We start from the raw sequence: 20,921 nt of genomic DNA, 5'->3' as shown, positions 1-20,921 counted from the left end.
GATAAAGACTAACATTATTTTATGAAGAGATTAGCTTTATTGCTGCTTTGTTCATGAGTGATTAGCCATTTTTTACGCGCAATACCACCGCCATAGCCAGTCATTGCCCCATCTTTGCCAATAACACGATGACAAGGAACTATGATTGAAATTCGATTTGCTCCATTTGCTGCGGCAACAGCACGTACCGCTGTCGGTTTACTTATATTTTCAGCAAGTAAAGCATAATGGGTAGTTTCACCATAAGGAATTTTTTGCAGTTGTTGCCAAACTGTTTGTTGAAACTCACTACCAATGCTATCAATTGCTACATCAAAATATTGCCTTTTCCCCTTGAAATACTCTCCTATTTCTTTTTCTACTTGCCGAGTATGCTTATTTTTACCTGAAATAATGCGAGCTTTTAGGGAACGCTGTAAATCACGAAATTCAGTTTCTAGCATTGGGCGATCAGTAAATTCGAGTAAGCAGACTCCTCGCTCTGTTGTACAAACAAACATAGGGCCAAGCGGTGTTGTAAAACGATGGATCATAATAACTTGGCTTTGCTTGGTAGGGGAGACACCAGTCAGTTTTTTATAGATGTAGCCAAAACCACTCAAGGAATCGTAGCCATTATCAAAAGCGACATCTGTAGTTTTGTGTCCCTCTTTTAGTTCTTGAAAAGCCACATTGACGCGTAACATTCGTTGAAAGGTATGAAAGGTAAGTCCATGGTTCTGTAAGAACCAACGACGTACACGTTCGGGGCTAATCTTTTGTTCACGAAGCTCAGTATCGCTAATACGAACTTTGGGGTTATCACTGATTAGCTTTAAAACTTGTTCAATAAACACTGGGGCAGTATGCGCATTTTCCGTAGGGTGGCAGATTTTGCAAGGGCGAAAACCTGCATCAAGGGCAAATTTAATGCTTTGATAAAATTCGACGTTTTCACGTTTCGGTTTACGGGCTCGACAGACTGAAAGACAAAAAACACCTGTTGTTTTAACGCCGACATAAAATACACCGGTATATTTCGAATCACGTTCAAGTAATGCTTGATACCAGATATCACATTGGTCGCTATCAAAGACTCTCATGACTGAAAACCTCGCTAAAAGATTGCTGCGACATTATGGTTAACATTAATGTTTTAAGCTGTGAGTGTACCGTAGCATGAATAAAGTTACCCATTGAAATGCGACTTACGCCTAAACTTTTGAGTTGTTCAAAATCAGGTAAATTAGGCACGCACATTACATTGAGTGGCAATGCGACTTCGTTAGTGATGGTTTTAATATCGTTGCTTTGTGTGATACAAGGAACAAAAAGACTATCAGCCCCTGATTTTGCATATAATTGGCCACGATATAATGTTTCTTGCAAAGCTTGCTCATGATTGAGTAGGAAAGTATCGGTGCGGATGTTAAAGAATAAGGGATGACCTTCAAGATTTAATTTCAGACGAACTTGTTTTAATTTATTGGCAAATACAGTTGCATCAGTTAGCTGTCTGACGGCATTAACTATTTTACTATCTTCAAGATTCACGCCTACAACGCCAAGGCATGAAAGCTGCTTAAGGTTTTCGACAATCTTGTCAGCGCTTTCACCAAACCCAGCTTCTAGATCAACACTCAATGGTAAATGACTCACAGCCTTGATGCGTTTGACGATATATAATAATTCATCGAAAGACATCATTTCGCCATCATCGTAGCCTAACATAGCCGCAATTGCTGCGCTGGATGTCCCTAGTGCTTGATAGCCTGACTGTTGTGCAATTATCGCACTAGTTGCATCCCAAACATTTGCGATGAGTAATGGTTTTTTTTGATGGTGAAGTTCATTGAAATTCATAATTATTTCCTATTTAAGTTTAGGGAATAACTATAGGCAGGGGAAAAAATAGCGACAACCGAAAATTAGACGACTATTTTTAAGTTAAATAATTTGCTGAGTGATCCCATTGATTCATGATCTAAAACGTTATTGATAATTATTGGGAAAATTATATTTATAATTGTTATCTTAGTGACAAGATTTATAAATTACAGCATATAGCAAATGTAAGTTGACTAAAATAATACCATTAGAATGAAGTCATAGGGCGATTAAGTATGATAGAAACACTACTCGAAAAATATGCAGTGGGCATGACGATTATTGCTGTTGGTCTCGCATTATTTGTTGTTTTCGAGGCGATGAGTAAAAGACATAAGCATAAACGAAAAAGTATTTTAGTGCATGTCATCCAAACTGCTGTTTTATGTGCAATTGTGGTGGTTGCTGCTCAATATTTGGATATGGCTTCTAGTGATTTTGATTTAACTTTTATTTCTACACCACTAGTTAATTTTCTGACAACTGCGTTAATTGCATTGATTTTAATGCGGAAACTATTTCAACTCGCTAATCGGTTAGAGAAAAAACAGATTAAAAAAGGCAGCGACCCTACCTCTGCCCGTATTGTTGCTCGTGTGTTTAAAACTGCGGTTTTTGTCCTCATCATTTTATTGTTTGGTGAGCATTTTGGCATGAGCTTGTCAGGGTTGATGACATTTGGGGGAATTGGCGGTATTGCTATTGGTATGGCCGGTAAGGATGTCCTGAGTAACTTTTTTTCAGGGTTAATGCTCTACTTTGATAGGCCATTCAACATTGGTGATTGGGTGAGTTCACCAGATAGAAATATAGAAGGTACTGTTGTGGAAATTGGCTGGCGGATCACAAAAATTGTCACGTTTGACCACCGCCCACTTTATATTCCTAACTCGGTATTTTCATCTATTAGTGTGGAAAACCCAGGACGCATGACTAATCGTCGTATTAAAACTGAACTGGGTTTACGTTACGAAGATGCCGATAAAATGGGTGCGATTGTAGATGAAATTCGTAGCATGCTACAACAAGATGAAAACATTGATACGGGGCAAACGTTATTAGTGTATTTCGATGCATTTGCTGATTCATCATTGAATATTATGGTGTATTGTTTTACAAAAACCACCGTGTGGTCAGAATGGTTGGCGGCTCAGCAAGTGGTCTATTTAAAAATTATTGAAATAGTTAAACGCCATGGTGCCGACTTTGCTTATCCAACACAGACTCTGTATATAGAAAAAAACAACTAACGTCCCAATCACCTTAAATCAGCCGACTAATAGACTGTTGAATAATTATTTATTAGTCGGTTAATCTGATAATATTATTTTTAATGAAATTTATTTCTAATGGTACGAGTGATAGCTTTTAGGATTTTTATGCTATTAACCAGAGGCTTATAAAAAATAATTCGCTTAATCAATCTTGAATATTTTTGCATTCATTCTGTTAATTCCAATCTTGTTATCTATCAAGTATATTGACCGCCTCTTTTCCTCAGCTAACCAAGAGCCAGACTGCTATGAAAACAATCAATGTGGCATGTAGCCAGGGGGTCGCAACCTATTTCACTGATGAATTTCAGTGGGTAGACATTCGCGATGCGCAGTTCAACAATATTGCCGCTGTAGTGCTATCTGAACAAGATGCTAATCAAGGGCTGTGGAAAAGGGTTGCTGAAAGTAAGCTCAGTATTCCGCTGTTTATTATTAGTGATAAACAGCTACCAAATAATGAAAAAAAACCGCCATATTTGACAGCATTATTGCTACCCGCAGTTGCTGCTCGTGATGAAAATAGCCAACAGTTGCTTGATGCTGCAAATCAGTATCTTGAACAGTTATTACCGCCATTTTTTGCACGAATGATGGATTATGCTGCGGGACATAATGTGACTTTTGCTTGCCCAGGTCACCAAGGCGGGCAATTTTTCCGCCGTCACCCGACGGGAGAACAGTTTTATCAATTTTATGGTGAAAACTTGTTTCGTACGGATTTATGTAACGCAGACGTCGCCATGGGAGATTTACTTATCCATGAAGGTGCGGCAAAAGAGGCTCAAAAATTCGCCGCTCGTGTATTTAATGCAGACAAAACTTATTTTGTTCTAAATGGAACCTCCTCATCAAATAAAGTGGTACTTAATGCTTTATTGACGCCGGGTGATCTCGTATTGTTTGATCGAAATAACCACAAATCAAACCATCATGGGGCGCTTATTCAAGCCGGTGCGACCCCCGTTTATCTTGAAACTGCACGTAATCCGTTTGGTTTTATTGGTGGTATTGATGCTCATTGCTTCGATGAAAATTATTTACGTCAGTTGATAACTGATGTAATGCCTGAAAAATCTACTGCTGCCAGACCATTTCGTTTGGCTGTAATCCAACTTGGTACCTATGATGGAACTGTCTATAACGCAAGGCAAGTGGTTGATAAAATAGGTCATTTATGTGACTACATTTTATTTGATTCTGCTTGGGTTGGTTATGAACAATTCATTCCGATGATGCGCCAATGTTCGCCATTATTACTTGAATTGAATGAAAATGATCCGGGTATTATGGTGACACAATCAGTACATAAGCAGTTAGCAGGTTTCTCACAAGCATCTCAAATTCATAAAAAAGATAATCATATTAAAGGGCAAGAGCGTTTTGTTTCCCATAAAAAGCTTAATAATGCTTTTATGATGCACGCCTCAACAAGCCCATTTTACCCATTGTTTGCATCGCTAGATGTTAATGCCCGTATGCATCAAGGGGAAGCGGGGGAAATGATGTGGATGGATTGTGTGATGCAAGGCATAGAAGTTAGAAAATCAATTATTAAGCATTGTCGTTATTTCAGGCCTTTTGTGCCTGAATTCGTTGACGGTTTACCGTGGCATGAATATTCAACCGAGCAAATTGCATCGCAGCAGCGTTTTTTTAATTTTATTCCTCATGAACGTTGGCATGCTTTTGATGGCTATGCACAAGATCAATATTTTGTTGATCCGTGTAAATTGATGCTGACGACACCGGGTATTGATGTTGAAAGTGGTGAATATGAATCTTTTGGTGTTCCTGCGACGATTTTGGCGCACTTTTTACGTGAACACGGCGTTATTCCTGAAAAATGCGATCTGAATTCCATTTTATTTTTGCTCACACCGGCAGAAACGAGAGAAAAATTGGAGTTGCTAGTTTCTCATTTAGTACGATTTGAACAGTTACTGGATGAAGATGCATTATTAGAAGAAGTATTACCTTCTGTTTATGTACGTTATCAGGAACATTACCAAGGCTATACATTACGCCGCTTGTGCCAAGAAATGCATCAGTTAAGTGTGAACGACAATATTAAGCAATTACAAAAAGAGATGTTTCGTAAAAAACATTTCCCTGTTGTGAAAATGAACCCACAACAGGCGCATTTAGAGTTTATTCGCGGTAATTGTGAGTTATTACCTCTTGATGAGTTAGAGGGCCGGATTGCGGTAGAAGGTGCTTTGCCATATCCACCGGGTGTTTTATGTGTGGTGCCAGGAGAAGTATGGTCAGGGCCTGTATTGCGCTACTTTAAGGCATTAGAAGCGGGTATTAATGCGTTACCGGGCTTTGCACCTGAGTTACAAGGTGTCTATATTTCGAAAGATGAAGATGCTCCTAAGCGTGTGTATGCACATGTTTTAAAATAAATTTTTTGCATTCAGACATAACGCATAGATTTTACCTTATCAGATAGTTAAATTGGAGTCAGACTAGGAGTTGTTGATCTTTGATGGTTGTTGTAAAAATAAGCAGTAAAGATCAACAGTCCCTAACAATAGCTGACTCCATTTTTATGTTAAGGGTAAGGTTATGACAAAAAAGATAATTCTTGATTGCGATCCCGGTCATGATGATGCAATCGCTTTATTATTAGCTTACGGTAATCCTGACATTGATTTACTCGCAGTCACCACCGTTGTGGGTAACCAAACACTTGAAAAAGTTACACATAACGCGCTGGCTATTGCTGAAATGGCAAATATTCGCGGTATTCCTTTTGCAGCAGGTGCTGTTCGTCCTTTAGTTCGAGAAGTGGAGGTTGCTCCAGATATTCATGGAGACTCAGGGCTTGATGGGCCTACATTGCCAACCCCGACGTTAACGCTTGATAAGCGACATGCGGTTACCTTGATTATTGACACCATTATGTCTCACCCACCGAAAACCATCACATTAGTGCCAACAGGGGCGCTGACAAATATTGCTCTTGCTGCCAGACTTGAACCTCGTATTGTTGAGCGAGTAAAAGAAGTGGTATTGATGGGCGGTGGCTACCATGTCGGTAATTGGAGCCCTGTCGCTGAATTTAATATCAAGATAGATCCAGAAGCTGCACATATTGTTTTTAATGAAAAATGGCCACTAACTATGGTGGGTTTAGATCTTACTCACCAAGCTTTAGCAACACCTGATGTTGTGGCTAAAATTGCCAGTCTTAATACAAATTGCTCACAGTTCGTGGTTGAGTTATTAGACTTTTTTGGAAAAATGTACAAACAGGCTCAAGGATTTGATGCGCCGCCAGTACATGACCCTTGCGCGGTTGCTTATGTGATTGACCCATCTGTGATGACAACACAAAAGGTGCCTATTGATATTGAACTAACTGGCTCGTTGACTCTAGGGATGACGGTCGCCGATTTTCGTCATCCTGCCCCAATAGATTGCCATACACAGGTCGCAGTAAAATTGGATCACGATAAATTTTGGTCGTTGATTATTAATGCACTAAAAAATATTGGTTGATACAGTAAAATTGTGAAAACCTAAAAAGAGAACGTAAATTTTCATTCTGAAAAATGCATAATTGCACAGTGCTGTTGTGCGTTTTTTATTTCAATGCTATTGTCTCTCGTAAACTCTATCAACATGGATTGTTCATCAGGGAGGCTTGTGTGAATGGAAAGGGTGATTGTCGTTTATATTTTAGGGATGAGTATCTGAGATTGTTCTATGTTTACGGTAAATTAAATAAATTGATACCAACCACAATGAATTCTGTCCTAGCACGTAAGTTAGATATGTTAAATGCGGCGACAACATTACGCGATTTTAAAAGCCCACCCGGAAACAGATTTAAACAGCTAAAACCACCTTTAGATAGTTATTATTCCATCCGCGTGAATGGGCAGTATAGATTAATATTTAAATGGGATGATGCTGTTACTGCGTTATATTTAGACCCTCATAAAGATGTATAAATTAAAAGAAAATGTTGTAAAACAATAACAAGAAACGTTGATTATTAAATATTAAAGCCATAAACAAGGGGTTAACCATGCAGGCAACAAGAAAACCAGCAAGTGTAGGAGATATATTACTTTATGAATATCTCATACCTACTGGCATGAAGATCAATGAGTTATCTGAATTGTTAGGTGTTCATCGAAATACAATAAGCTCTTTGGTTAATAACAATAGAAAGCTATCTATCGATATGGCTTTTAAGTTGGCGAAAGCTTTTGATACAAGCTTACAGTTTTGGATAAACCTACAGCAAGCTATTGATATATGGGAAGTTAACAATGACCCTAGGTTGCAAGAAGAAATTAACAAAATTATGTATTACGAGGATTTTTTAAAAGCAAAATCTAAAAAAGTTGCATAAAAGGTGATGCTGTTATTATTGTCATAAAAGGAAGCCACAGTATGAGTTAGTGGCTTTTGCCATAATGTGTTTTTTTGATTTTGTTATCTGTTTTGCCTAAATGATGAATACATAACGAAATATGCAAAATAAATAAATATATTTTTGAGAAATGCCATTCTATTGATACTCTGATAGCGAAAAATAAGATAATTATTAAATAATTGAAGTTCTTATAGGCGGGTTTAAATTTTATGAAACAAGTAAAACGATTTATCGCAATGCTTAAAGTATTACAGCGCCTCATGGTGATATTTTTATTGTCATTATCTTATATTGGGTTTATTGGCTGGGTGGAATAAAAAGTCTTTAATTTCAAGTTATTATGATTTTTTAGCTACAATGTCAATTAATGCATGCATTGGAATACAACCTAGAAAAAGTAAAAAAAATCTAAATGATTTGAAAAATATCCTCTAAAATTATGATGATAAGATAATTTGGTTAATATAATGACACGAACAAGAGGAGTTGATGATGAACAAGGCAATGTTAACGTTTTTATTTCTATTTTTATCGGGTTGTACAACATCAAATAATCAAGCAAATACGCCGAATGAAAAAGATGTAAAAATAGATCCCTATACAGATAGTGTGCTAAATAGCATTAAAGAAAATCAAAATATTAATAGAGAACAGCAACTGCGTAAGCCCTATTAACTCCCTTCATCTTCACCTAGTTGATCAAATACGGCAATGTATCAGCCTATCTAGTTGGTAGGTTTACGCTTATTAAACTCATTTACTGTTTTAATGAATTAATTATTGCTCAGTTAAATGATCAATTTTTTTCTATTCTATTAACTCTAATGTTGTTCAATTTATTTGAATATGAACAGTCATTTTATTAGCTTTAACCTAAACTGTATTTGAGGGTATGATAGTTTCATCGAAGGTAACAAGGGTTACCTCCCTAAATATACAATGAAGGAATAAGAGAATGAACATGATTAAAACTTTGATGGCAGCTTCTATATTATCCATGATGGCATTTGGTGCATCTGCGGCTACATTAACTGCAACAGGCGATACACTTGATTCTACTGAAGCGGTTATCGCAGCAAAAGCGAAAGCGATTGGTGCAGAAAGTTATACTATTACTAGTGCTCGAGTTGGTAATATTGTCACAATGAGCGCAGAAACTAAATAACTATATTTACTCAGGAATATCATTGAAATTATTTCGATAAAAAACTTATTGAGTAATTTTAAGTGTAATAGTTAAATATCATTGTTATGTCATTAAACCTAATTTAATAACAGTAATGTTTGGCTCATAACTTGCTTTGATATTTTGCCAGTTTCAATTTGTTATCATGTGATAGTCCTCAATTATTGGATGGCCAATATTGGGGACTATTTGTTTTTAAAAGAAAATATTTTTATTTAAACGGTATCAATTCGGGTGTTAATGAATTTATGGCTCATCAATTCTGACAACCAATAGCACTGTGGTATCTCTATGCTACAATACTTTATTATTTGTATTCTTTTATCTGCTCGGGCTAGTCTCGTAGCCGTAAAATCGACATAGACCTGAAAAATAAACATGCCACAAAATCAAACTATAGAACACAGCCAAGTTACAGCTCAAACCACGCCATTAACAAAGAGTCGTGGCTATCAAAATCTCAATCGATTCTCCGTTGCGCCGATGCTCGACTGGACTGACCGCCATTGTCGTTACTTCCATCGTTTATTGAGTAAAAACACTTTGCTCTATACTGAAATGGTAACCACTGGTGCAATCATTTATGGAAAAGGTGACTATCTTGCTTTTAGTGAGGAAGAACATCCTGTTGCACTGCAACTTGGGGGAAGTGACCCTGCGGCTTTAGCACAGTGTGCCAAGTTGGCACAAGAACGTGGTTATGATGAAATTAATTTAAACGTAGGCTGTCCGTCAGATAGAGTACAAAATGGCCGTTTTGGTGCTTGTTTGATGGGGGATGCACAGTTAGTTGCTGATTGTATAAAAGCAATGCAAGACGTTGTTTCAATTCCCGTTACAGTAAAAACGCGCATTGGTATTGATGAACAAGATAGTTATGAATTTTTGTGTGATTTTATCGATACGGTTTCAACTAAGGGTGGTTGTGAGATGTTTATTATCCACGCACGTAAAGCGTGGTTATCGGGTCTGAGTCCGAAAGAAAATAGAGAAATTCCACCCCTTGATTATCCTCGCGTTTATCAGCTAAAACGTGATTTTTCGCACTTAACAATGGCAATTAATGGTGGAGTGAAAACACTAGAAGAAGCTAAAGAACACCTAAAGCACCTGGATGGTGTGATGGTTGGACGAGAAGCTTATCAAAATCCATCGATTCTTACTGCTGTGGATAACCAATTGTTTGATGATAAATACCCTGTCGTTAATGGTATTGAAGCCGTTAGGCAGATGTACCCATATATTGAAAATGAACTCTCAAAAGGGGCTTATTTGGGGCACATGACACGTCACATGTTAGGTATTTTCCAAGGCATACCCGGAGCACGTCAGTGGCGTCGATACTTGAGTGAGAATGCTCATAAAAAAGGTGCTGACTTGGCGGTTGTTGAGCAGGCACTTGCCCTAGTGACTCAAGGTGAATAAGTAAATTCAAAAAGGCGTCAATGCATTTAACTTTAATATTGACGCCCTTTTAATCACTTAAGGAATTAACAAACTTGATCCTTGAGTATGTCTTTGCTCGATGATGCGGTGAGCTTGCTGTGCATCTTTTAGTGCAAATATTTGCGATTCAGGAACATCAACATTGAGTTTCCCACTTAATATCATGTCAAACAATGCTTTGCTGGCTTGATCTAATTCTGCTCTATTTGTCACATAGCCGCTAAGTGAAGGCCTTGTGACGTACAAAGAACCCTTTTGATTTAAAATGCCTAAATTCACCCCAGTAACGGGACCTGATGCATTACCAAAGCTGACCATTAAACCTTTGCGCTTCAATGAGTCAAGTGATGCTAGCCATGTAGCTTGACCTACAGAGTCATAAACGACATTGACTTTTTCACCATCTGTTATTTCTTTAACGCGAGCAGCGATATCTTCTGTTTGGTAGTTAATCACTTGCCAAGCGCCAGCATCTTTGGCTCGTAATGCTTTTTCATCTGAACCCACTGTTCCTATCATCTTGGCACCGAGTGCTTTTGCCCACTGACAAGCGATGAGACCAACACCGCCAGCGGCGGCATGGAATAAAAATATCTCATCACGCTTAACTTGATAGGTCTGGTTGAGCAAATAGTAAACAGTCATTCCTTTCAACGAGCAGGCAGCAGCTTGTTTAAATGAAATATCATTAGGTAAATGGGCGACTGCACTTTCAGGTACATTGTGAATTTCACTGTAAGCGCCTAAAGGGCCTTGTGCATAAACAACGCGGTCTCCAGGTCTGAAGCCTGTTACTTGGGAGCCTGTTTTTACGACAATACCGGCGGCTTCTGTGCCAAGGCCTGCGGGTAAATTGGCAACAGGATATAACCCACTGCGGACATAAGTATCGATAAAATTGATGCCGATAGCGTGATTTTCTATTTGTATTTCGTTATCTGTAGGCTCGTTCGGGGAATAATCTACAAAGTTCAGAACTTCAGGACCGCCTGCTTGTGCGAATTCAATACGTTTTGCCATGACAATCTCCAACGGGTATAAGTGCATTTATTTTCATGTGTATGCATTAACAATATCAATCGTATGAGTTTAACGCTATACACAATAACAATAATTATGAGTTAGCATATTGTACTCTTTAGTTTCCTTTAAGGGACGAAGAAAGAAAGCCGCAACAAGCGCAAGATTGGCGTATACTAACGGTCGGTTAATTATAGACGTGGATAACGAAGAATGGCTAAAAAACCCTATTCAGATTACAAGGCAAGCGCGCCGCGAGATCACCAAATGGAAGGACTGAAACTTCCACCGCATTCTCTCGAAGCGGAGCAGTCTGTTTTAGGGGGACTGATGCTTGATAATGAGCGTTGGGATACGGTTTCTGAGCGTGTTGCTCAGGCAGACTTTTTTAGTCGACCACATCGTACTATTTTTTCGCAGATGCAATTTTTGCTCGAACAAAGCAAACCTATTGACTTAATTACCCTTTCGGAATCACTGGAACAACAGGGTGAATTAGATAGTGTAGGCGGATTCGCTTATTTAGCCGAATTGTCAAAAAATACACCAAGTGCGGCGAATATAAACGCTTATGCAGATATCGTCCGTGAACGTGCCATTGTTCGTGACATGATTTCGGTCGCAAATGAAATTGCGGATGCAGGCTATGATCCCCAAGGGCGTAGTAGTGAAGATTTACTTGATTTAGCGGAAAGTAAAGTTTTCCAAATTGCCGAATCAAGAGCGAATAAAGATGAAGGGCCAAAAGGTATTGAAGCTATTTTGTCTGAAACAGTAGAAAAAATTGAGCAGCTTTACCAGCAGCCTCATGATGGTGTGACAGGGGTTTCTACTGGTTATCAAGATCTTGATAAGAAAACAGCAGGCTTACAAGGCTCTGATTTAATAATTGTTGCGGCTCGCCCATCAATGGGTAAAACCACATTTGCTATGAACTTGTGTGAAAATGCGGCAATGACTGAAGAAAAACCAGTTCTTATTTTCAGCTTGGAGATGCCCGGTAACCAAATCATGATGCGTATGTTAGCGTCACTATCTCGAGTAGACCAAACACGTATCCGTACAGGTCAATTGGATGATGAAGATTGGGCGCGTATTTCGAGCACAATGGGTATATTGATGGAAAAACGCAATATGTACATCGATGACTCTTCAGGGTTAACACCAACCGAAGTCCGTTCTCGTGCGCGACGTATTTATCGTGAGCATGGGGGCCTAAGCCTTATCATGATTGACTATTTACAGTTGATGCGGGTGCCTTCGTTATCAGATAACCGCACGTTAGAAATCGCAGAAATTTCTCGTTCTCTGAAAGCATTAGCCAAAGAACTAAACGTTCCAGTGGTTGCACTGTCGCAGCTTAATCGTAGTCTTGAGCAACGGGCAGATAAACGACCAGTAAACTCCGATTTACGTGAATCAGGTTCCATCGAGCAAGATGCTGACTTAATTATGTTTATCTATCGTGATGAGGTATATCACGAAAATAGTGAGCTTAAAGGTGTCGCAGAAATTATTCTAGGTAAGCAGCGTAACGGACCTATCGGCAGTGTGAGGCTGACGTTTAATGGGCAGTGGTCACGGTTTGATAATTATGCAGGGCCTGCGTATAACGATGATGAATAATCTTCCTCGTCATATTTTGAGTTGTAGCGTTGTTGGCTTCATTCTATGGCTCTAGGAACAACTCAAACTATTTAGAGTATTAAAATTAAATAACGCACTAAAACTAAATAATTTTAAGAATGTCATTGGATTATTTATGGAATAATTTTTTATTCATAAAGAAACAATATCGAATGGAATTTGGTATTTTTTAGCGTATAACAAATAAGAGAACAGACTAAGCTGCCATAGTGCAGCTTAATTTTTAGTGGGTTTAGATAAAAACGAATGAGGAAAAAATGAAAGCGGCAACTGCATTAATAAACCGCCGCGCTCTGCGACACAATCTGCAACGTGTTAGAGAATTGGCACCCAATAGCCGTCTCATTGCAGTTGTTAAAGCAAACGCTTATGGTCATGGATTAGTTGGAGTCGGGATAGCAGTTCAAGAGTTAGTGGATGGTTTTGGTGTTGCTCGCCTTAATGAGGCCATCTTACTGAGAGAACATGGTGTGACCAAACCCATTGTATTGCTTGAAGGTTTTTTTGAGCCTGCTGATTTACAGTTAATGGTTAAGTACCATATTGACACCGTGATCCATTGTACTGAACAGCTCGAAATGCTGGAAAACGCTGAATTGTCTAAATCGCTTAATGTTTGGATGAAGCTCGATACTGGTATGCACCGCTTAGGTGTACTGCCTAAAGATGCCGAAGCATTTTATCAACGTTTACAGTCTTGCGAAAATGTTGAATTGCCTATCAATATTGTTAGCCATTTTTGTCAGGCTGATGCGCCTGAATTAGCGACTACAGCGAATCAAATAGCCTGCTTTAAACAATTTATTGCTAACAAAGCGGGAGCTAAATCCATTGCCGCGTCAGCGGGTATTTTATTGTGGCCAGAAGCGCATTATGACTGGGTTCGCCCAGGTATCATCATGTATGGTGCATCTCCACAAGAAGGCAAAAGTGCCCAAGATTTTGGTTTACAGCCTGTTATGACATTAAAATCTTCACTCATAGCGGTCAGAGAGCATTTCGCTGGGCAAAGCGTTGGTTATGGCGAAACGTGGTGCAGTGAAAGAGATACTCGTTTAGGTGTGGTGGCAATAGGTTATGGGGACGGATATCCGCGTAATGTGCCGTCGGGCACACCAGTATTAATTAATGGTCGAAAAGTGCCTATCATTGGTCGGATTTCAATGGATATGACTGTCGTTGATTTAGGTCCTAATGCAGAAGATAAAGTGGGCGATAATGTTATTTTATGGGGAAGTGAACTACCTGTGGAAGAAATTGCAGCACAAACAGGCATCATCAACTATGAACTCTTAACTAAGCTGACATCACGAGTTGCAATGGAATATGTAGACGAATAGCTGACAAAGGGTTATTTTCACAATACAAAGCAAAATGATAACAATCCAGTAGGAGATATCCTGTGTTCCAACATGTTGATGCATACCCGGGCGATCCAATTTTATCGCTGATGGATGAATTTAATAAAGATACTCGCGATAACAAAATCAATTTAAGTATCGGTTTGTACTATGATGGTGAGGGCAAAACGCCTGAGCTTGGTACAGTCGGTACAGCTAAAGCGAAACTGCAAAAACTGCCCGCGAGCGCTTCATTATATTTACCGATGGAAGGTTTTAAAGATTATCGTACTGAGTTACAAAAATTAGTATTTGGTGAAGATTGCCCGTTACTTGCACAGGAACGCATTGCTACTGTTCAAACTATTGGTGGCTCAGGTGCATTAAAGTTGGGTGCTGATTTTTTAAGTATCTACTTCCCTAATTCTGACGTTTGGTGTAGCGATCCTACATGGGAAAATCACGCCTCCATTTTTTCTGGTGCAGGGACGAAAGTCCATTATTACCCTTATTTTGATGAGAAAACCAAAGGGGTAAAATTTGATGAAATGTTGGCAACCTTTAAGACATTGCCAGCAGATAGCATCATTTTAATGCATCCGTGTTGTCATAATCCTACAGGTTCTGATTTGACGCCTGCTCAGTGGGATGAAGTTACCAAAGTTGCACTTGAACACAAACTTATTCCATTCTTAGACATTGCTTATCAAGGCTTTGCGCAAGGGATTGATGAAGATGCATATGCCATTAGAACAATGGTAAAAGCAGGATTACCTGTCTTTGTGAGTAATTCATTCTCTAAAATTTTTGGTATCTATGGTGAACGTGCCGGTGGCTTATCTGTTATTTGTAAAAATACAGATGAACGCGACCGTGTACTGGGACAATTAAAAGCGGGTGTACGTCGCCTGTATTCAAGCCCTCCATCAAATGGTGCAAAAATTGTTGCTGCGGTTTTAACTGATAGTGCGGAAAAAGCGAAATGGTTGGAAGAAGTTGAAGCAATGCGATTGCGTATTTTAGAGATGCGTACCGTATTGGTTGATGAATTGAAAAAAGCACTACCAGAGAAAAATTTTGATCATCTGTTAAAACAACGTGGTATGTTCAGTTATACGGGCTTTTCTAAAGAACAAGTTGCGCGTTTAAAAGATGAATTTGCGGTGTATTTAGTTGGTACAGGCCGTGTTTGTATGGCAGGTGTTAACCGTCGAAACGTACCACGTATTGTTGAAGCGTTTGCAGCGGTAAACCAATAATGAGCTTATTGATGACGTGATAAATTGATACGTTATCAGCTATAAAAAAACGCAGGATTTTCCTGCGTTTTTTATTGTCAAAAATGGCCTCAACCAAAAATAACTCTCGATATACGAGAAATCAGTAGCCACGATCCAAGATAGCTTTTAAGAAAGGTGCTGTATGAGACTTTTTACACTCAGCCACTTCTTCTGGGGTGCCTGCAATTAGAATTTCACCACCACCGCTACCCCCTTCAGGGCCTAAATCGACAATCCAGTCAGCGGTTTTAATGACATCAAGGTTATGTTCAATAACCACAATTGTATTACCTTGATCACGTAGTTGATGTAAAACAACTAAAAGCTGTTGAATATCCGCAAAATGCAGACCCGTTGTTGGTTCATCAAGGATATAAATGGTTTGTCCTGTCCCGCGCTTAGAAAGCTCTCGAGATAACTTAACTCGCTGCGCTTCACCGCCTGACAATGTGGTAGCAGATTGACCAAGACGAATATAAGATAGCCCGACATCCATTAAGGTTTGCAGCCTACGAGCAAGTGCTGGTACGGCATCAAAGAATTCACGAGACTCTTCGATAGTCATATCTAACACTTCATGAATACTCTTACCTTTATATTTAATTTCTAGGGTTTCGCGATTATAGCGTTTACCTTTACATTGGTCGCAAGGTACATAAACATCAGGTAAAAAGTGCATTTCAACTTTAATTACACCATCACCCTGACAGGCTTCACAACGGCCACCCTTGACGTTAAAGCTGAAGCGTCCTGGATTATAACCACGTGTACGTGATTCAGGAACGCCTGAAAATAGCTCACGGATGGGGGTAAAAATACCCGTATAAGTAGCTGGATTTGAGCGAGGCGTACGACCGATAGGACTTTGGTCGATATCAATCACTTTATCGAAGTGCTCTAATCCTTCAACATCTAAGTAAGGCGCAGGTGTAATGACGGTTGCACCGTTCAGTTGGCGCTGTGCAATAGGGAACAAAGTATCATTGATCAGTGTCGATTTACCTGATCCAGAAACGCCCGTTACGCAAGTAAATAGACCGACAGGTATTTTCAATGTGACATTTTTAAGGTTATTACCTTTTGCCCCAAACACCGTGAGCGTTTTATCTTTATTGATAGGCACGCGTTTTTCAGGAATTTCTATTCTACGTTCGCCGCTTAAAAACTTACCGGTTAATGAGTCAGGGTTAGAAAGAATATCGTCTAATTTACCTTGAGCAACAATTTGCCCACCGTGAACACCGGCACCCGGTCCGATATCAATGACATGATCGGCTGCACGAATCGCATCTTCATCATGTTCAACAACAATGACAGTATTACCCAAATTACGTAGGTGAATCAGCGTTTCAAGTAAACGATCGTTATCACGTTGATGCAAGCCGATTGAAGGTTCATCAAGGACATACATGACGCCCACAAGACCCGCACCGATTTGGCTTGCAAGACGGATACGTTGAGCTTCACCACCTGATAAGGTATCCGCTGAACGGGAAAGAGAGAGATAATTTAGTCCAACATTGACTAAAAACTTCAAGCGGTCGCCAATTTCTTTTAAGATTTTTTCAGCAATTTGTGCCCGTTGCCCACTGAGTTTCAAGTTTTGGAAAAACGTCATTGCATGACCAATACTGTAATCAGCAATTTCAGGTAAGGTGGTATTTTCAACAAAAACAAAACGTGCTTCTTTACGTAAACGTGCTCCATTACAGGAGATACAAGGGCGATTACTGATATATTTTGCTAATTCTTCGCGAACTGCTGTTGATTCAGTCTCTTTATAACGGCGCTCCATATTGTTGAGCACCCCTTCGAATGGATGATGGCGAACGGTAATATCACCTCTATCATTACGATATTTGAATTCGATGGTCTCTTTGCCTGAACCGGAAAGAATAATTTTTTGAATCTCAGGGGACAGCTCGTCATAAGGTGTTTCAACATTGAATTTATAATGTTCCGCTAATGACATAAGCATTTGGAAGTAATAGAAATTACGACGATCCCAACCACGAATAGCGCCACCTGCAAGTGAAATTTCGCTATTTTGGATGACTCTTTCAGGATCAAAAAATTGTTGCACACCTAAACCATCACAACTTGGGCAAGCCCCTGCCGGATTGTTAAATGAAAACAAACGTGGTTCAAGTTCCATCATGCTATAACCACAAATGGAACAAGCAAAGTTAGCTGAAAAAATTAACTCTTCAGCGCTGGGATCGTCCATATCCGCAACAATGGCAGTACCGCCCGAGAGTTCTAAGGCAGTTTCGAATGATTCGGCTAAACGTTGGGCAATATCATCACGAATTTTGAAACGATCGACCACAACTTCAATGGTATGTTTTTTTTGTAATTCAAGTTTAGGAGGATCGGAAAGATCGCAAACTTCACCATCGATTCTAGCGCGGATATAGCCTTGGGTTGCCAAGTTATCGAGTAACTTAACATGCTCACCTTTACGTTCTTTAACCACAGGCGCAAGTAGCATCATACGACGATCACTTGTCAACGCTAAAACGTTATCAACCATTTGGCTGACCGTTTGTGCAGCAAGCGGAATATCATGATCAGGACAGCGTGGTTCACCAACACGGGCAAACAATAAACGCAAATAGTCATGAATTTCAGTAATCGTCCCCACCGTTGAGCGTGGATTATGAGAGGTTGATTTTTGTTCAATCGAAATCGCAGGTGACAGACCTTCTATATGGTCAACATCAGGCTTTTCCATTAAAGATAGAAATTGCCGCGCATAGGCAGATAGAGACTCAACATAGCGACGCTGCCCCTCTGCGTACAGGGTATCAAATGCGAGTGATGATTTTCCTGAGCCAGATAAACCTGTAATAACAATCAGTTTGTCACGAGGGATGGTGAGATTGATATTTTTCAGATTATGAGTGCGGGCACCGCGTACTTCTATATTATCCATTTACCACTTCCCGGATGATTTGATAGTGAACAATCTTCAGTCAGATATTATCTCATAGTTTTTCCTGATTGGATATACAGTGTTTCTATACTCGTCATATTTATACTCGTCATATTTCAAGCCGCAGCGTTGTTGGCTGCATTCGCTAACCTCGGTCACATACTTGTGTATGCTCCCAAGGATTAACTCAATTGCCGCCTAGCTGCAACTTGAACTATTTAGAGTATATGTCATGAAGGTTAGGTCATATTTCAAGCCGCAGCGTTGTTGGCTGCAACTTGAACTATTTAGAGTATATGTCATGAATGTTAGGTTATATTTCAAGCCACAGCGTTGTTGTCTACCGTTCTAATTATTTAGTGCCTATACTGAAATTAGCACGACAAATCTTGCTGCGATTTGGAAAGCGCTTCGCAAGTTAAATTTCTTGTTGTCAATTTCGTGGTGCAATACAGACAGGTCGTGGTAAACTTCACCGCTAATCCAAAGATTAAATTGAATGCATCAGGAGTGTTAAATGGCCAGCAGAGGCGTAAATAAAGTAATTCTAATCGGGAACCTAGGACAAGATCCAGAAATCCGTTATATGCCTAACGGCGGAGCCGTGGCTAACCTGACTCTGGCAACTTCTGAAAGCTGGCGCGATAAGCAAACCGGTGAAACTCGTGAAAAAACAGAATGGCACCGTGTTGCTATCTTCGGAAAACTTGCTGAAATCGCTGGCGAATATCTGAAAAAAGGTTCACAAGTTTATATCGAAGGTGCTTTGCAGACGCGTAAATGGCAAGACCAGAGCGGTCAAGATCGCTATACCACAGAAGTTGTTGTTAATGTTGGCGGTTCAATGCAAATGCTTGGTGGACGTGGCGGCGACATGCCATCACAAAGCCAAGGTGGCCAAGGTGGTTGGGGTCAACCTCAGCAACCTCAAGCTCCAGCTCAACAATTTAGCGGCGGTGGTGCACCAGCACGTTCATCTGCGCCAGCACCACAAACTAATGAGCCACCAATCGACTTTGATGACGATATCCCATTCTAAATGATATAAACAAATTCTTGTTAAGAAATTTTTGAATTTTTTTATTTAATTAGTTGTTTTTTAAGTAAATAAATAGAATGCAAAGCCCTTTGAGTGTGTAAACATTTAAAGGGTTTTTGTTTTTATCAGCTTTGTTGTTATCTGGAATCGTATAAATAATCATCTTGTAAAGATAAAGTTTCGTAGCTATTCTTATTTTGTAAATAAGGGGGGGTAATGGTCTAATAAAACTGGCCACCGTTTTAGAGTTTCTCCGGTATCGCTTTTCCTATTCGTTTGGTGATAACCTCCCGTTATATTCATACGGTTTGTATATGTTGTAATAGCCGATGGTATAGTCCGCTATTGCATGGGCAGCATCACTAACCACCACTCGTTCTTCAGACTCCTGGAGAAGTGCTCCATTGGACTATTTTGGGCTATTGAGTAGTATTATCGTCTATTGACGCTGGGTTTGTATGAACATGAGGGCGATGTGACTCAACGAATCGATGAGAAAAAAATCAATGTCGGGAAATGAAACTTACTCATTGAAATACGATATTGTTCAGCTGAAATGCGGACATACACATTGTCAGTATTGCAATGTGGCCTTAATTTGCACTTCCGCTATATTAGATGAGCAGCCTTTAACCAAAAAAAGATAGAAAAATGACTGATCTCGCTAATTACTATGATTGGTGGATTTTTAAATCGTGTGTTGCTGTGTCGTTTTTGTTGTGAACGTTATGTTCAATCTGCCTCCCTTTATTTTGATTTTGTGTCTTTTTAATACTATATTCGTTTACATATTGGGGCTTTAATTTTACTAGGAGGGTCATTACTTATAGATAATAAATTGTTCGGTTTTAGGGATAGAACCAAGGCAAGGGTGGCTGTAATAAGATGTATCTATTTATATAATATTATTAATAAATTGATTTTTTTGGAGTTTTTCTATTAAGTGTTTAATCAGTTTATTTTGTCATTATTGACTATTTTTTATTTGGTGTAAATTAAGTGTGTTATTTTAGGGGAAACCCTTCACAAGAGTTATCTGTTTTGTTAGAATTATCACACTAGTTTTAACTTAAATTTTACATATCAAGTGATGTAGGTTAATTGTGCCACTATATTTATAGTATTATATAAATAGGAATATATGATATATCTCATAAACAATGATGTTGAGTTTATTTATGAAAAGAATATTTTACGTTCTCGTGAGTTAGGCGTTGACCAAGTTTTATTAGTTCCTTCTTCACGGATTTTAAAATTTCTCATCGAGAACGAAGGAGATTTAATTAGCCAAAAAGAATTATTTAAAGTTGGTTGGGGGGATAAAATAGAGTATGTAACAAACAATGCCTTTTATCAAAATATTTTATTGCTCAGGAAAGCTTTTGAGAGTTTAAATCAACCTAATAATATTATTATTAATATTCCTAGAAAGGGATATAGATTAAATGAAAATATTGTTATTGATAAAATAGTTGAAAGTATTGAAAGTATTGAA

Annotated in this window: 17 protein-coding genes and 1 pseudogene; 13 read left to right on the top strand and 5 right to left on the bottom strand. The window is 39.0% G+C overall.

Annotated elements, in window-relative coordinates; all coding sequences use genetic code 11:
• Positions 1-14: 14 nt before the first annotated feature.
• Both DD649_RS06010 and DD649_RS06005 read right to left on the bottom strand, forming a co-directional pair.
• The gene (locus DD649_RS06010; RefSeq protein ID WP_294104657.1) at positions 15-1,082 is read right to left on the bottom strand and encodes a methylated-DNA--[protein]-cysteine S-methyltransferase; all 1,068 of its coding nucleotides are present in this window, start codon (positions 1,080-1,082) and stop codon (positions 15-17) included.
• The gene (locus DD649_RS06005; RefSeq protein ID WP_336429529.1) at positions 1,069-1,842 is read right to left on the bottom strand and encodes an isocitrate lyase/phosphoenolpyruvate mutase family protein; all 774 of its coding nucleotides are present in this window, start codon (positions 1,840-1,842) and stop codon (positions 1,069-1,071) included. The genes DD649_RS06010 and DD649_RS06005 overlap by 14 nt, the downstream gene beginning before the upstream one ends.
• Before the next feature lie 260 nt (positions 1,843-2,102).
• Here DD649_RS06005 and DD649_RS06000 point away from each other — a divergent pair, with 260 nt between their 5' ends.
• From DD649_RS06000 to dusA, 8 genes are all read left to right on the top strand, one after another.
• Positions 2,103-3,116: a mechanosensitive ion channel family protein gene (locus DD649_RS06000; protein WP_294104653.1), complete on the top strand. Its 1,014-nt coding sequence runs from the start codon at positions 2,103-2,105 to the stop codon at positions 3,114-3,116.
• 272 nt (positions 3,117-3,388) lie between these two features.
• On the top strand, positions 3,389-5,548 hold the full coding sequence (locus DD649_RS05995) for an ornithine decarboxylase (protein WP_294104651.1): 2,160 nt from the start codon (positions 3,389-3,391) through the stop codon (positions 5,546-5,548).
• A 163-nt stretch (positions 5,549-5,711) separates the two neighbouring features.
• Positions 5,712-6,647 (top strand): nucleoside hydrolase, encoded by a 936-nt coding sequence (locus tag DD649_RS05990; RefSeq protein WP_336429525.1) that lies wholly within the window; start codon positions 5,712-5,714, stop codon positions 6,645-6,647.
• Between the two features lie 149 nt (positions 6,648-6,796).
• A complete protein-coding gene (locus DD649_RS05985) occupies positions 6,797-7,102 on the top strand; it encodes a type II toxin-antitoxin system RelE/ParE family toxin (protein ID WP_294104647.1) in 306 nt (101 codons plus the stop codon).
• Between the two features lie 77 nt (positions 7,103-7,179).
• Positions 7,180-7,509: a HigA family addiction module antitoxin gene (locus tag DD649_RS05980; protein WP_294104645.1), complete on the top strand. Its 330-nt coding sequence runs from the start codon at positions 7,180-7,182 to the stop codon at positions 7,507-7,509.
• Positions 7,510-8,025: 516 nt separating this feature from the next.
• Positions 8,026-8,208, top strand: a complete 183-nt coding sequence (locus DD649_RS05975) for a hypothetical protein (protein ID WP_294104643.1) — start codon at positions 8,026-8,028, stop codon at positions 8,206-8,208.
• Between the two features lie 280 nt (positions 8,209-8,488).
• Positions 8,489-8,698: a DUF1471 domain-containing protein gene (locus DD649_RS05970; protein WP_294104641.1), complete on the top strand. Its 210-nt coding sequence runs from the start codon at positions 8,489-8,491 to the stop codon at positions 8,696-8,698.
• 399 nt (positions 8,699-9,097) lie between these two features.
• Positions 9,098-10,144 carry a tRNA dihydrouridine(20/20a) synthase DusA gene (gene dusA / locus DD649_RS05965; RefSeq protein WP_294104639.1) on the top strand — a complete coding sequence of 349 codons (1,047 nt, stop codon included), beginning with the start codon at positions 9,098-9,100 and terminating at the stop codon, positions 10,142-10,144.
• A 57-nt stretch (positions 10,145-10,201) separates the two neighbouring features.
• On the opposite strand, the gene DD649_RS05960 is transcribed toward dusA, so the two are convergent.
• Positions 10,202-11,185 (bottom strand): quinone oxidoreductase, encoded by a 984-nt coding sequence (locus DD649_RS05960; RefSeq protein ID WP_294104637.1) that lies wholly within the window; start codon positions 11,183-11,185, stop codon positions 10,202-10,204.
• Between the two features lie 213 nt (positions 11,186-11,398).
• On the opposite strand from DD649_RS05960, the gene dnaB reads away from it, so the two are divergent.
• The 3 genes from dnaB (at position 11,399) to DD649_RS05945 (ending at position 15,431) form a co-directional block, all read left to right on the top strand.
• Positions 11,399-12,811: a replicative DNA helicase gene (gene dnaB / locus DD649_RS05955; protein WP_294104635.1), complete on the top strand. Its 1,413-nt coding sequence runs from the start codon at positions 11,399-11,401 to the stop codon at positions 12,809-12,811.
• Positions 12,812-13,089: 278 nt separating this feature from the next.
• Positions 13,090-14,172, top strand: a complete 1,083-nt coding sequence (gene alr / locus DD649_RS05950; protein ID WP_294104633.1) for an alanine racemase — start codon at positions 13,090-13,092, stop codon at positions 14,170-14,172.
• 62 nt (positions 14,173-14,234) lie between these two features.
• Complete coding sequence (locus tag DD649_RS05945) at positions 14,235-15,431, top strand: amino acid aminotransferase (RefSeq protein WP_294104630.1); 1,197 nt, start codon at positions 14,235-14,237, stop codon at positions 15,429-15,431.
• A gap of 121 nt (positions 15,432-15,552) precedes the next feature.
• Here DD649_RS05945 and uvrA read toward each other — a convergent pair whose 3' ends face one another.
• On the bottom strand, positions 15,553-18,387 hold the full coding sequence (gene uvrA, locus DD649_RS05940) for an excinuclease ABC subunit UvrA (RefSeq protein ID WP_336429517.1): 2,835 nt from the start codon (positions 18,385-18,387) through the stop codon (positions 15,553-15,555).
• A gap of 517 nt (positions 18,388-18,904) precedes the next feature.
• On the opposite strand from uvrA, the gene DD649_RS05935 reads away from it, so the two are divergent.
• Entirely contained in the window at positions 18,905-19,426 is a 522-nt protein-coding gene (locus DD649_RS05935; RefSeq protein WP_294104628.1) for a single-stranded DNA-binding protein, read from the top strand.
• A 268-nt stretch (positions 19,427-19,694) separates the two neighbouring features.
• Here DD649_RS05935 and DD649_RS05930 read toward each other — a convergent pair.
• Positions 19,695-19,840 (bottom strand): annotated as a pseudogene (locus tag DD649_RS05930) (IS3 family transposase); the annotation flags it as partial.
• Positions 19,841-20,567: 727 nt separating this feature from the next.
• Here DD649_RS05930 and DD649_RS05925 point away from each other — a divergent pair.
• Positions 20,568-20,921: winged helix-turn-helix domain-containing protein (locus DD649_RS05925; protein WP_294104626.1), on the top strand; the 354-nt coding region annotated here is incomplete at its 3' end.

The sequence above is a fragment of the Providencia sp. genome (genome assembly GCF_003533305.1).
GTDB lineage: Bacteria > Pseudomonadota > Gammaproteobacteria > Enterobacterales > Enterobacteriaceae > Providencia.
Note: the sequence above shows the minus strand (reverse complement) of the source record. Positions and strands in the feature narration are given on the sequence as shown.

Coding starts and splice junctions, on each gene's coding strand:
- DD649_RS06010 (WP_294104657.1), bottom strand. CDS start 1,082: ATGAGAGTCTTTGATAGCGACCAATGTGATATCTGGTATCAAGCATTA.
- DD649_RS06005 (WP_336429529.1), bottom strand. CDS start 1,842: ATGAATTTCAATGAACTTCACCATCAAAAAAAACCATTACTCATCGCA.
- DD649_RS06000 (WP_294104653.1), top strand. CDS start 2,103: ATGATAGAAACACTACTCGAAAAATATGCAGTGGGCATGACGATTATT.
- DD649_RS05995 (WP_294104651.1), top strand. CDS start 3,389: ATGAAAACAATCAATGTGGCATGTAGCCAGGGGGTCGCAACCTATTTC.
- DD649_RS05990 (WP_336429525.1), top strand. CDS start 5,712: ATGACAAAAAAGATAATTCTTGATTGCGATCCCGGTCATGATGATGCA.
- DD649_RS05980 (WP_294104645.1), top strand. CDS start 7,180: ATGCAGGCAACAAGAAAACCAGCAAGTGTAGGAGATATATTACTTTAT.
- DD649_RS05975 (WP_294104643.1), top strand. CDS start 8,026: ATGAACAAGGCAATGTTAACGTTTTTATTTCTATTTTTATCGGGTTGT.
- DD649_RS05970 (WP_294104641.1), top strand. CDS start 8,489: ATGAACATGATTAAAACTTTGATGGCAGCTTCTATATTATCCATGATG.
- dusA (WP_294104639.1), top strand. CDS start 9,098: ATGCCACAAAATCAAACTATAGAACACAGCCAAGTTACAGCTCAAACC.
- DD649_RS05960 (WP_294104637.1), bottom strand. CDS start 11,185: ATGGCAAAACGTATTGAATTCGCACAAGCAGGCGGTCCTGAAGTTCTG.
- dnaB (WP_294104635.1), top strand. CDS start 11,399: ATGGCTAAAAAACCCTATTCAGATTACAAGGCAAGCGCGCCGCGAGAT.
- alr (WP_294104633.1), top strand. CDS start 13,090: ATGAAAGCGGCAACTGCATTAATAAACCGCCGCGCTCTGCGACACAAT.
- uvrA (WP_336429517.1), bottom strand. CDS start 18,387: ATGGATAATATAGAAGTACGCGGTGCCCGCACTCATAATCTGAAAAAT.
- DD649_RS05935 (WP_294104628.1), top strand. CDS start 18,905: ATGGCCAGCAGAGGCGTAAATAAAGTAATTCTAATCGGGAACCTAGGA.